Origin of the sequence: Rhizobium sp. Root483D2, assembly GCF_001426685.1 — a bacterium.
Classification (GTDB): domain Bacteria; phylum Pseudomonadota; class Alphaproteobacteria; order Rhizobiales; family Rhizobiaceae; genus Pararhizobium; species Pararhizobium qamdonense.
Genome location: NZ_LMFB01000008.1, coordinates 74,800 through 87,245 on the forward strand (window position 1 = coordinate 74,800; position 12,446 = coordinate 87,245).

Consider the following 12,446-nt stretch of genomic DNA (forward strand, 5'->3'; position numbering starts at 1 on the left):
CGGACGTCGCGCGGCTGTCCATGGCGCCATTGTAGCGGCCGCCGCCGCCCTCCTCGATCTCGGTCAGGTTCTTGCCCCCGACAAGGATGCCGGCCGCCTGGCCCCAGATGGTCCAGCCCGGATCGACGGCGACGTCGTGGCCCATTTCCGTCAGCAGTTTCAGCGTATCCGACGACAGCGCGAAGGGTTCCATGTACACTTTATCGGGCAGCCATTGATGATGGATGCGCGGGGCGTCGATGGCTTCCTGGATGCTCATGCCGTGGTCGATGACATTGATGATCGCTTCGAGTGTGATGGTGATGATGCGCGCGCCGCCGGGGCTCCCGATGACCATGAACGGCTTGCCGTCTTTGGAGATGATCGTCGGGCTCATCGATGACAGCGGCGTTTTCTTCGGCGCGATCGCATTGGCCTCCCCCTGGACCAGACCGTAGAGATTGGGCGAACCGGGCTTTGAGGTGAAATCGTCCATCTCGTTGTTGAGCAGGATACCGGTTCCCGGAGCAACGACGCCCGCACCGAAGGAGCCGTTCAGCGTATAGGTGACCGCGACCGCGTTGCCATCATTGTCGATGATCGAATAGTGGGTGGTCTCGGTGCTTTCGCCCATGCCCTTTGGCATCAGGTCCTTCGAAATCCCAGCCTTGAAGGGATTGATCCCAGCGCGGATTTCCTTGGCATAGGCCTTGTCGGTGAGCTTTTCGACGGGGTTTTCAACGAAATCGGGATCGCCGAGCGCCGAGTTGCGATCGACATAGGCATGGCGCATCGCCTCGACCATCGCATGCACTGTTTCGGCCGAGCCATAGCCGAGATAGGAGAGCGGATAGCCTTCCAGCACGTTGAGGATTTCGCAGATGATGACGCCGCCGGAGCTTGGCGGGGGCGAGGAGGCGATCTCATAGCCGCGATAATTGCAGGTCACGGGTTTCAGTTCACGGACCGTGTATTGTTCGAAATCGGTCTTGGCGAGAATACCGCCGGTCGCCGCACTCGCCTTGACGATATCGCCGGCAATCGCCCCCTTGTAGAAGGCGTCGGGGCCTTTCTCCGAGATGCTGGCCAGGCTAGCGGCCAACTCCGCCTGGACCAGGGTGTCGCCGATCGAAAACGTCTTGCCGTCGGGCTTGAGAAAGATTGCGGTGGCGGCCTTGTCCATGGACAGCTTCTTGGCGCCGTTCTGCAGCGAGGCGACATCGCCCTGATCGAGCACGAAACCGTCTTTGGCAAAGCGGATGGCGGGCGCCAGAAGTTCCTGCCGCGACAGCGTGCCGTATTTTTCCCGCGCCGTCTCAAGGCCCAGGACGGAGCCGGGCACGCCGACGGCCAGATAGCCGGCGGTGCTGGCACCCTTGACGATCTCGCCCTTGCTGTCGAGATACATGGTCTTGGTGGCGGCGAGCGGTGCGCGTTCGCGGAAATCGAGGAAGGTGGTCTTGCCGTCTTTCAGCCGGATGGTCATGAACCCGCCGCCTCCGATATTGCCAGCGGTTGGATAGACGACGGCCAGCGCATAACCGACGGCCACCGCCGCATCGACGGCATTGCCGCCCTTCTTCAATACCTCGACGCCGATGTCGGAAGCGAGATGCTGGGCGGTGACGACCATGCCATGTTCGGCCTCGACGGGCTCGGGCGAGGCCGCTGCCGCCGGGTTAAGCGGCAGGAGAGGAATGGAAACGATAAGCGCGGCAATCGCGCCGGTACGGGGGTGAGGCAACATGGTGTTTCTCCCGGTTCCGGTTTTCGGATCGGCCATCTTCGCCGAGATCGGCCGGCAATGCCAGCTTTTGCTATGCTGCAAAGCCGCAATCGCCGGAGCCTGCTATCGTGTTATCGCGGCGGAATGACCTTGCCGGGGTTCATGATGCCATTGGGATCGAGCGCCGTCTTGATGCGGCGCATGACGCCAATCTCCGCTTCGCTGCGGGAATGATCGAGGAAGTCGCGCTTCAGCGTGCCGATGCCGTGTTCGGCCGAAATCGACCCCTTGTATGTCCGCACGAGATCATAGGCGATGGCGTCGATCTCATGCAGGTCCTCATCGCGCGGCGTGTTAATCCAAGCTGCCACATGCAGGTTGCTATCGCCGACATGGCCGAAGAAGGAGACGTGGGCGGCGGGAAAGCGCGCCAAAAGGGCTCTTTCGCAATCGCCGGCGAAATCGTCGAGCTGTCCCACCGGCAGGCTGACGTCGAGATTGATCAGGCCCGGCAGAAGCTGATCCACCATGTGGCCCTCGCGCACCGACCAGAAGGCGCGGGCTTCCTTTTCCGACTGGGCGATCAGCGCATCAGTGACTAGGCCATCTTCGAAAGCCTTGCCGAGGAAGGCCTCGAAACGGTCCTTGTCCTCATCGCTGCCATCGACATCCTGTTCGATGATGACGGCAAACGGATAGGCCTTGTCGAAGAACGTCAGGTTGAGCGCTTCGGCGTTGAAGCGGAAATAGCTTTGCCACATGGCTTCGAAGGCCGACAGGCCTGAAAGGCTGCGCTGGGCCGATTTGAGCAGCGCGACGACGGACACGTAGCTTTCGATGGCGCACAGTGCGGTCAGCCGGGAGGCGGGCAGGGGGCGCAGCCGCAGCACGGCGCGCGTGACGATGCCGAGCGTGCCTTCCGAGCCGATGAACAACTGGCGCAAATCATAGCCGGTATTGTTCTTGGTCATGCGGTTCAGCGACGACAGCACGGTGCCATCGGCCAGCACGGCCTCGACGCCCAGCACATTGTCACGGGTGACGCCATGGCGGATCACGCGGATGCCGCCGGCATTGGTGGAGATATTGCCGCCGATCTGGCAGGAGCCGCGGGCACCCAGATCGATCGGCAGCAGGAAGCCGGCGGTTTCGGCGACAAGCTGCGCCACCTCGAGCGGCGTTCCGGCCAGAAGGGTCATGGTGCCGGCGGCAATGTCGATCTCCTCGACGCCGGACATGCGCTCCAGCGATATTGCGATATCGCCAGCGCGCGCATTGGCGCCGCCGGCAAGGCCCGTGAGGCCACCCTGCGGCACGACGGGCTGGCAGTGCCGGTCGCAGATGGAAAGGGCGGTTGCGACCTCTTCGGTGCTGGCGGGACGCAAAACGGCAAGCGGTAGAGCTTTGCCGGTGCCGCTGGCATCGCTGCGGTAACGGCCGCCGATGGCCTCACCGGTCAGCACCACGTCTGTACCAAGGGCTTCAATCAGGTCATCGATAACGGTCATGGTTTTCTTCTCCGCTTCAGCCCTGCCGGGCATTGTGACGGGCGGGCGCATAGAGGAAGGAGGGCAGCTCGGCAACCGTCCGGCAGCCAAGCTGGGCCATCGCGCCGGACAGTTCGGCCTTGAGGATATCAATCAGATGATTGCCACCGGCAGCCCCCATCGCGGCGCTGGCAAAAATGAAGGGGCGGCCGATCAGAACGAAATCGGCGCCGAACGCCAGCATGCGGGCGACATCGAGGCCCGAGCGGATACCGCCATCGGCGGCGATCAGCACGCCGGGACCCAGCGCTGCGCGAATGGCGGGCAGGACGGAGATGGCGGTGGGGGCCGCGTCGAGCTGACGGCCACCGTGATTGGAGACGATCAGGCCGTCGGCGCCCATGGAGAGATAGGCCTGCGCTTCCGAAACGTCGAGCACGCCCTTGATCAGCAGCGTGCCCTTCCAGGCATCGCGGATGCGGCGCACGCGGTCGGCGCCGAGATGACCGGTCATGACGCGGCCGACGAATTCAGCCGACTGTTTCAGCGACGAACCCTTGGGGTAATAGGGGGACAGGTTTTCGAAATCCGGAATGCCGTGGCGCAGCACATGGCTTGCCCAATGCGGATGGGTGGCGATCTGGACCATCGTCTTCAGATCAAGGATCGGCGGCACGGACATGCCGTTGCGAATATCGCGCTCGCGGCGGGTCGGCGCGGGGATATCGACGGTCAGAACCAGCGTCTGATAGCCGGACCGGGCGGCGCGGGCGAGCATATCGGCTTCCATGGCCGGATCGTTGGGCGGATAGAACTGGAACCAGCCATTGTCGCCGGTGACCGGTCCGATGGTTTCCATGGCGCGATTGGCAAAAGTCGAGAGCACATGCGGGATGTTGTGAGCCTTGGCCGCTTTCGCGATCGGCACTTCGCAGCCGGGCCAGAGCAGGCCGGCAAGACCGAGCGGGGCGACGCCGAATGGCGTGTCGAACCGTTTTCCGAGCACCGTGACGCTCAGATCCGGCGCGGGCGCTTCCGACAGGTAGCGTGGCATCAGTTCGATCGTGTCGAAAGCTTCAGCATTGCGCCGGACGCCGCTTTCCCGGCCAAGGCCGCCAATCAGATAGTCATGCACAAAGCCCGGCATGCGCCGCGCGGCCGCTTTCTCCATGTCGGGGATGCAGGGAAAACGTCTGTGAAGATCTGTCATGCTCGGTCCGGATGCTCCTCGAATCGCCGGGAACCTTAGCGGGTTTGAAGGGTCCGGAGAAAGCCCTGCAACTCCAGTGTCAGTCGATTGGAAGTGCAATTCTGCCCGTCATTCTGGCCGGTTCGGACCTCTTTCCCTTCTCCCCAGCGGGGAGAAGTGCCGAACGGAGTGAGGCGATGAGGGGGCGGTTCGGCAAACTCGTCAATGAATGGCTTCGCCCCCCTCATCCGGCGCTACGCGCCACCTTCTCCCCGCTGGGGAGAAGGGAAGACCCCTCCTACGCCGCTTCCCGTACCAGAGCCTGCGCCATGCAATGGATGCCGCCGCCAGTCTTGGAGATTTCGCTCATATCGACGGCGGCGACTTCGAAGCCGCGGGCGCGCAGTTTGTCGATCAATGTCTTCGACGATGTCGGGGCGATGACGCGGTCGCGGCCGAGCGACATGAAATTGCAGCCCAGTGCCATCGTGTCCTGGAAGGGCACGTCGATGATTTCGTGGCCCTTGGCCTTCAGCCAATCGACGATGCCCGGTTCGGTACAGGCAAGGCAGACGGCCGTCAGCTTAGGCGCGATCGGAACGACCATCAGGTCGATATGCACGTAATATTCGTCGATGAAGGCGAGGCGGGTTTCCCAGCCTTCCTTTTTAAACCAGTCCTCCACCTGGCGGGCGCCTTCCTCCTGCGTGCGGGCGCCGCCGCAGCCGATCAGCACGACGCCGTCCTCGATGACGTTGAAATCGCCGCCCTCGAAGGTGCCTGCCGTCACCATATCGTAGATGGGAATGCCGAGCTTTTCATAGGTGCGGATGGCGGCATAGTTTTCGCCGCGCCGCCACCAGTTGGCCATGGCGGTGATGATGGCGCCGTAGGGGGTCATGACACTCGAATCGCGTGAATAGACCTGCATCGGCAGTTCCGGCGTCGGCTCATGCCAGTGGATCTTCACGCCGAAATGCTCATAGGCCGAGACCAGTTCCTTGTGCTGCGACTGCGCCACCTGGATATTGCAGGGCGCCTCGCGCAGATGCTTGCGCGACAGTGAGCTGGTGGAGAGGTGCCGCAGGTGCGCCGGCGAGCCGAGCAGCACGTCGGTCAAGGGATCGGTCTCGTTCTTGAAGCCCCAGCGGGTAAGCGGCGCGGTGCCGCCCTTCGGATTGCGGCGCTGAAGCGAAAAGGGCTCGTTGAACTGCATATCATGCCTCCGGGGTTGAGGGTTTGGGGATCCACCAGTCGCGGCCACGGGCGGTGGTCACATATTCGGGCCAGCGGAAATGAATGGGGGGTTCGTAATCGCAAAGGGGCGGGATCCAACTGGACCCGCCGATGCCGCCACCGGTGCGCTCGTTAAACTCGGTTCTGGCGGCTTTGCGAAGAGTATCGTCTTGCAAAAGCCGGATGGCAGAGACCGCAATCGTCTTGGCGGCGCAGAGCACGGTCGGATCGATGGTGGCCGGTATGCCGCCGAGCGCATTGGAGACCCAGACGGGATAGGTGTAACCCGCCGGTGCCTTGAGCGCCGGACGGGCGATGTAGAAGCGGGCAGTCGGCGCGTGCCAGCTCATGTCGGTATAATCGTCCGAGGTGGAATTCAGCTGCGACGGGGCGAGATCGCGCCGCAGGATGGCTTCTGCGTCCTGCGGGGAGATCAGCTTTTCCATCTCGTCGATGAAAGGATTTTCCATTGTCTCGACGCCCAGGTTTGCCTGGATTTCGCGGGCGGCGGTCCTTGCGGCCTCGTCCCAGCGCGGCGGGCCGACGCTCTGCAGGGCGTCCCAGACGAGATCGGCCATCGCGTGGTTGGCAAGGCCTGGCCGGGATTTGGAAACCCAGTGGCGTTCGTAGCGGCAGCCGGTCATGGCTGCGGCCGCGCCCGCATTGCGGTCGAGCACCGAGGCCACTTGCTCGGCCATGGCGATGGTTGGCACGCGGATCATATATTGGATTTCGGCAAGGCTGGCCGGCAGGTTGTCTGCGGTTGCCTGGCCCGCCGTCAAGATCGCTTCGCTGATCGACCAGCCGCCCTGATGGGTAAGCATCGAATCGCGCAGTGCCTTGGACGCCATGTACATGGTCATCAGCGCATCGTTGGCACCGGGCGCGCGCACGGCGGAATGCGATTGCGGGATCGGCGCATCGTCGCTGCGGCCCCAGGCCTCCGGCTGGTCGCAGACGAAACGGTAGATCATCGAATAGGCAGCACCACAATGCGTATCCCAGCGCACCGTATTGCACATTGGCAGCATGTAGAACGGGTGGAACGAAAACATGCCGTCCAATCCGTCATAATAGCCCTTGGCCGCGTGGATCGGCTTGGAGCCGCGCACTTTTTCCGCCGGTTCGCCAGTGAAGCGCAGGGTTCCTTTGATATCGTGCCGCTGCATCGCTGCCTTGGTGGCGAGCAGGCCGCCGAGTGCGCCGATACCCAGCGCCGAATGCGGATCGGTATGGCCTCCCGCCTCAAAACTCAGGTTTTCGCGCGGTTCGCGGCGCGTCGTGGCCGCCTGACAATTGCCGGGCACGGCGTCATATTCTGCATACATGCCGATGACGGGGCCGGGACCATTGCTCCATTCGGCCGAGAAGGCCGTCGGCATGCCGGCTGAGCCTTCCTCGACGGAAAAGCCCTGTTTGCGCAGGAGATCGACATACCAGGCGGCTGATTCATATTCACGCCAGGCTGTTTCGCCAAACGAGAAGATCCGCGCCGTCCAGTCCGACAGGTCGGCCCGGATGGTCTCGACATAGCTCAGGGCTGAGGTCTGGGCGGCGGATATCGGCACGACGGTTCGTTTCGCTGGAGGGATCGGCTGAGTTGCTGCGATCAGTTAAGCGCCGATCCCATCTTTGAAAAAGTGAAATGTTTTCCCGCCTTCGACAAATTAAGTTCGCCAATGCTCAAAATCCGGACTAGCCTTTCCTCCTTATCAGGAGGGCGCCGATGCAGAGAATTCCATCGACACAGGCTTTGCGGGCGCTGGAGAGTTTTGCACGCCATGGCACGGTCTGGAAGGCTGCCGACGAACTCAACCTGACGCGCAGCGCCATCAGCCATCAACTGCGCCTGCTGGAGCGGGAGCTCGGCTTCCAGATCTTCAACCGGGTCGGCACGCGCATCGAGTTGACCGAGCAGGGGCTGGGCTATGCCGCCGATATCAGGCAGGCGCTGAACGCCATTGCGGGGTCGGCCTCGCGCCATGCCAGCCGCGGTGTCAGCGGCTCGATCACCGTCAGCTGCCCGCCGGGCTTTGCCTCCAACTGGCTGTGCAATTACATCTCGCATTTCCGCGATGCCTATCCGGATGTGCGCATCTCCATCGTCACGCCGCGCCGGCTCGACGATATCAGCAATCCCGATGTCGATGTTTTCATCGCATTCGGCACGGGAAACTGGCCGTCGATGCAGGTGGAACTGATCATCGAGGTGGAGTTTGCGCCGCTCTGCAGCCCGGTCCTCTTGAACAAGATCGGCGGGTTGAACGACCCCAGCGACATCAAGAAGATGTGCTTGCTGCACCTCACCGACTACGAAGATTGGGAGACCTGGCTGGCATTGGCGGGAGTGGACCAGAGCTACGCGTCGACCGGCATCGTGTTTTCCGACATGAACCTGGTTTTCGCCGCGACTTTGTCGGGACAGGGGGTTGCCGTGGGCGACCGCTTTACCTGCCGGCACGCCATGAACAGCGGGCAATTGGTGCAGCCCTTCGATATCAGCATCAATTCCAGCCGCTCCTATTACCTGGTGACATCGGAGGCCAAGGCCGACAACCAGGCCGTGGTGGCCTTCAGTTCGTGGCTGCGCTCGGAGATGCTTATAAATGACGCAGATGCCTAGGCAGCTGCGGGGGGAGAAGGCGGCTTTTGGCAAATTATATTTGTCCAAGCGGGGAAAAGATTTCGTTTGTCCTGCCGCTCAAACGCCCATACGATTTCGGGGGTTGGAAAAGGAGCGTCGATGAAGAGCGGGCACGAGGCGGCCGAAATCACAGCGAACGGGATAGGCAAGGCCTATGGCGATTTCCATGCCCTGAGCGATATCTCGCTGACCATCGGCTCCGGTGAGTTCCTGACACTTCTCGGCCCCTCCGGCTCTGGCAAAAGCACCTTCCTGATGATCCTGGCCGGCTTCGAGACGCCGACATCGGGGACGCTTCGCAAGAACGGCGCGGATATCACCACCGTCCCCGCCGAAAAGCGCGCCTTCGGCATGGTCTTCCAGGGCTATGCGCTGTTTCCGCATATGACGGTCGAGCAAAACATTGCCTTTCCGCTGCAGGTGCAGGGACGCGCTGACACTGACATCAAGAGCAGCGTCGATCGGATCATTGATCGTGTCGGCCTGCGCGGGCATGAAAAGAAGCGGCCATCCGGCTTGTCCGGCGGCCAGCAGCAGCGGGTGGCGCTGGCCCGCGCCCTGGTCTTCGAGCCTTCCGTGCTTTTGCTCGACGAGCCGTTTTCCGCACTCGACAAGAACCTGCGGTCCTCGATGCAGGAAGAGGTCCGGCGGCTGCATCAGGAGACCGGCACGACCTTCGTCTTCGTCACTCACGACCAGTCCGAGGCCTTGGCGCTCTCGACCCGCATCGGGATTTTCAATCACGGCAAGTTGCAGCAGCTGGGCACGCCGAAGGATGTCTACGAGCGGCCGGCAAACAGGTTCGTGGCGGAATTTCTGGGCGATGTGAATTTCCTGTCGCTGTCAGCCGTCAAAGCAACGGCGGATGGCGCGGAGGGGCTATTCGAAGGGCATCCGATGCGGATTTCAGCGCCGGGTCAGTCTGTCAGCGAACATTTCGCCATCCGGCCCGAACATATGGTGATGTTCGAGCAGGCGCCGCCCGAGGGCAATATGCTGAAGGCCGAGATTGGCGACATCACTTATCTCGGTGCCGAAACGCGCTTTGGCCTGAAGACGCCGGGGGGCATCGATCTCGTTTTGCAAATGCCGACGCGGGAGGTGAAAAGCGCCTTCCAGCCGGGACGGCAGGTCTGGGCCGGCTGGCCCGCCAACCAGGGTTTCTTTCTGTAAGTGCTTTGAACGTGCCTGAACGTGCATGACACGAGCGACGCCGATAAAGGCGCGCCGCAAAAACCAGAGGAGAACGGCATGAGCGAAATATTGGCCAATGGCGGCATATCCCGCCGCAGATTTACCCAGCTGGCAGCCCTGTTTCTGTCGGTCAGCCCGATCGCGCTTGGCGCGACGCGCGGCTGGGCGGCGGAAGGCGAACTGGTCTTCGTCAACTGGGGCGGCGATGCCGGTCCAGCCTATGACAAGGCCTATGGCGCGCCCTTCAAGGAAGAAGCCGGCGTCACCGTGAAGCAGGACGGCTCCGGCCCGACCGAGGGCGCTGTCGCCGCACAGTTTTCAAGCGGCAAGCCGGCCTGGGATATCGTCGATATCGATCCCTTCTCGGCAGAAGCGCTCGGCAAGAAGGGCATGATGGAGCCGATCGATTACGCGATCGTCGACAAGGCAAAGATGCGCGAAGGCTTCGGCTGGGAATATGCCGCCTCGACCTATTTCTTCTCCTATATCATCGCCTATGACGCCTCGAAATTCGGCGACAAGGTGCCGGCCGACATGGCCGATTTCTTCGATGTTGAAAAATTTCCAGGCAAGCGCTCGCTTTACAAATGGGGTGCGGGCATGTGGGAGGCAGCACTTCTCGCCGATGGTGTGGAGCCCGCAAAGCTCTACCCGCTCGATCTCGAGCGCGCCCACAAGAAGATCGAAGCTTTCAAGGACAACATCGTTTCCTATTGGGGTGGCGGGGCCGAGAGCCAGTCGGTGCTTCTGAACGGCGAGGCGTCGATGGCGCTGATCTGGTCGACCCGTGCCGGGCTGATCGAAAAGGATTCCGGCGGTTCGATCAAGTTCGTCTGGGACCAAGGCCTGATCTCGCCCGGCGCCATGGGCGTGATCAAGGGCAATCCGGGCGGCAAGGACGCAGCGATGAAGTTCATCGCCTCGGCGCAGGACCCGAAGAAGCAGGTCATCATGTTCGAGATGCTCGGCCAAGGCCCGGCAAACCCGGCTGCCGATGCGCTGTTGTCTCCGGAACAGGCCCGTCTCAGCCCCGTCGATCCGGCGAACATGTCCAAACAGATCGCGCTCGACATGGCCTGGTACGAGACCAATTACGGTCCGGCTTTGGATGAGTATACGAAGATTATTTCGGCTTAAGCGGTCTTCCTCTTCTCCCCTTCGGGGAGAAGAGCCGAACGCAGTGAGGCGATGAGGGGGCGGCGAATTCAGAGCCTGCCGCCCCCTCATCCGGCGCTACGCGCCACCTTCTCCCCGGCGGGGAGAAGAGGGAGCCTGACGCTGCCATCGTATCAAGTCCGCATCACAGAAAGGAGCACCGCCATGAAATCCGACAGACTGAAACCGGTGCTCTTGCTCAGCCCTCTCGTGCTGTTTCTTGGCCTTGCCTATCTCGTGCCCTTCCTCGGCGTCATGCAGTGGAGTGTCACCCTGCCGGAGCCCGGGTTTTCGCAATATGGCAAGGCGGTCACCGATCCGCTGATCCAGTCGGTGTTTTTCCGCACCTTCCGCATCTGCCTGATCGTCACCTTCTGCGCTGTCGCGGCTGCCTATGCGGTTGCCTATGTCTGGGTGCGCGGTACGCCGGCGCAGCGGCTGGTGACGGAGCTCTGTATCCTCATTCCGTTCTGGATTTCGGTGTTGACCCGCGCCTTCGGCTGGGTGGCGCTTTTGTCCAATCGCGGGCTGATTAACACCTGGCTGCAGGCGGCCGGCATTATTTCCGAGCCGCTAACGATGGTGCGCAACGAGTTCGGCGTCGTGCTCGGCATGATGCATTTTCTCATACCGTTTGCCGTCTTTCCGATTGCGTCCGCCATGCGCAGCCTAGACGAGCGGGTGTTTCTGGCGGCCCGCGGCATGGGGGCATCGCGGCTCAGGATCTTCTGGTCGATCTTCGTGCCGATGACGCTGCCCGGCATTCTCGGCGCCGGGCTGATGGTGTTCGTCTTTGCGCTCGGCTTTTTCATCACGCCAGCGATCCTGGGTGGCGGCCGCAGCGTCATGATTGCGGAACTGATCTACCTGCGCCTGTTCCAGAGCCCGGACTGGGGGCTGGGCGCTGCGATCAGCGTCATCCTCATGCTGATTGTCGCAGCACTTTTGATCCTGATGCTGCGGCTGGTGCGGCCCAACAAGATGCTGGGTTGAGCCGATGTCGATGAAACCCACGCCGATTGCCGTTTTCCTCGCCTTTGCGGTGGCGCTGTTCCTGCTCCTGCCGCTGATTGCGGTCGTGCCGGTCTCCTTTACCCCGGCGCGCTTTCTGTCGATGCCGACCGATGTGTGGTCGCTCCGGCACTATCAGGCGCTTCTCGACAATCCCGCCTGGCTGCAAAGCATCTGGCTCAGCCTGCGCATCGGTATTCTCAGTTCTGTCATCGCGACGCTTCTGGCGCTGATGTTCAGTCTCGGCATCTGGATGTTCCGGCCGTGGTTCGGCAGCCTGCTGTTCGGCTTCGTACTTTTGCCAATGGTGGCGCCGCCGGTCGTGTCGGCCATTACGCTGTATTTCTTCCTGACGACGCTGTCCAAGGTCAACGATGTCGTGGCCTACGATACCTGGGTGGGCGTCGCCATCGCCCATGCTGTGATGATCGCGCCGTTCGCGGTGGTGATGGTGACCGTTGCCCTGGCGCAGGTGGACCGGCGCATCGATCTGGCCGCGCGCGGTTTTGGTGCTTCGGTCAGCCAGCGGGTGTTCAAGGTCATTTTGCCCAATATCAAGTTCGGTATCTTCACCGCCTTCTTCCTGTCCTTCATGCTCTCCTGGGAAGAAATCGGCGTGACACTGTTCATTACCAGCGTCGATGCCGTGACCCTGCCGCGGATGATGTGGATGGGGCTGCGCGACAATATCGATCCCGCCATTGCCGCGATCTCGGTGATCCTGATCGGTATCGTCATTACGGTCATTCTGGTGAAAACCGCCTTTACCCTCAAGCTTTCCCGCAAATCCTGAGAGAAGCCCGCGCAGGTCTTGCACGCGGCTAA

The 12,446-nt window shown here is 62.0% G+C and carries 10 protein-coding genes; 5 read left to right on the top strand and 5 right to left on the bottom strand.

Going from position 1 to position 12,446, the window contains the following annotated elements:
• The 5 genes from ggt to ASD32_RS06280 form a co-directional block, all read right to left on the bottom strand.
• A partial coding sequence (gene ggt, locus ASD32_RS06260; protein WP_060637236.1) for a gamma-glutamyltransferase occupies positions 1–1,726 on the bottom strand: 1,726 nt, incomplete at its 3' end.
• A 110-nt stretch (positions 1,727–1,836) separates the two neighbouring features.
• Positions 1,837–3,213, bottom strand: a complete 1,377-nt coding sequence (locus ASD32_RS06265; RefSeq protein WP_060637159.1) for an FAD-binding oxidoreductase — start codon at positions 3,211–3,213, stop codon at positions 1,837–1,839.
• A gap of 16 nt (positions 3,214–3,229) precedes the next feature.
• Positions 3,230–4,402, bottom strand: a complete 1,173-nt coding sequence (locus tag ASD32_RS06270; RefSeq protein ID WP_082546665.1) for an alpha-hydroxy acid oxidase — start codon at positions 4,400–4,402, stop codon at positions 3,230–3,232.
• Between the two features lie 277 nt (positions 4,403–4,679).
• Positions 4,680–5,597 carry a dimethylarginine dimethylaminohydrolase family protein gene (locus ASD32_RS06275; RefSeq protein WP_060637161.1) on the bottom strand — a complete coding sequence of 306 codons (918 nt, stop codon included), beginning with the start codon at positions 5,595–5,597 and terminating at the stop codon, positions 4,680–4,682.
• Between the two features lies 1 nt (position 5,598).
• A complete protein-coding gene (locus ASD32_RS06280) occupies positions 5,599–7,179 on the bottom strand; it encodes a hypothetical protein (RefSeq protein WP_060637237.1) in 1,581 nt (526 codons plus the stop codon).
• 164 nt (positions 7,180–7,343) lie between these two features.
• Between ASD32_RS06280 and ASD32_RS06285 the strand changes: the two genes are divergently transcribed.
• The 5 genes from ASD32_RS06285 to ASD32_RS06305 all read left to right on the top strand — a co-directional run bounded on the left by ASD32_RS06285 (position 7,344) and on the right by ASD32_RS06305 (position 12,414).
• Positions 7,344–8,240, top strand: a complete 897-nt coding sequence (locus ASD32_RS06285) for a LysR substrate-binding domain-containing protein (RefSeq protein WP_060637162.1) — start codon at positions 7,344–7,346, stop codon at positions 8,238–8,240.
• Between the two features lie 120 nt (positions 8,241–8,360).
• Positions 8,361–9,434: an ABC transporter ATP-binding protein gene (locus ASD32_RS06290; protein WP_060637163.1), complete on the top strand. Its 1,074-nt coding sequence runs from the start codon at positions 8,361–8,363 to the stop codon at positions 9,432–9,434.
• A gap of 78 nt (positions 9,435–9,512) precedes the next feature.
• On the top strand, positions 9,513–10,592 hold the full coding sequence (locus tag ASD32_RS06295) for an ABC transporter substrate-binding protein (protein ID WP_060637164.1): 1,080 nt from the start codon (positions 9,513–9,515) through the stop codon (positions 10,590–10,592).
• 183 nt (positions 10,593–10,775) lie between these two features.
• On the top strand, positions 10,776–11,603 hold the full coding sequence (locus ASD32_RS06300; RefSeq protein ID WP_060637165.1) for an ABC transporter permease: 828 nt from the start codon (positions 10,776–10,778) through the stop codon (positions 11,601–11,603).
• A gap of 4 nt (positions 11,604–11,607) precedes the next feature.
• Positions 11,608–12,414: an ABC transporter permease gene (locus ASD32_RS06305; RefSeq protein WP_060637166.1), complete on the top strand. Its 807-nt coding sequence runs from the start codon at positions 11,608–11,610 to the stop codon at positions 12,412–12,414.
• Positions 12,415–12,446 lie beyond the last annotated feature (32 nt).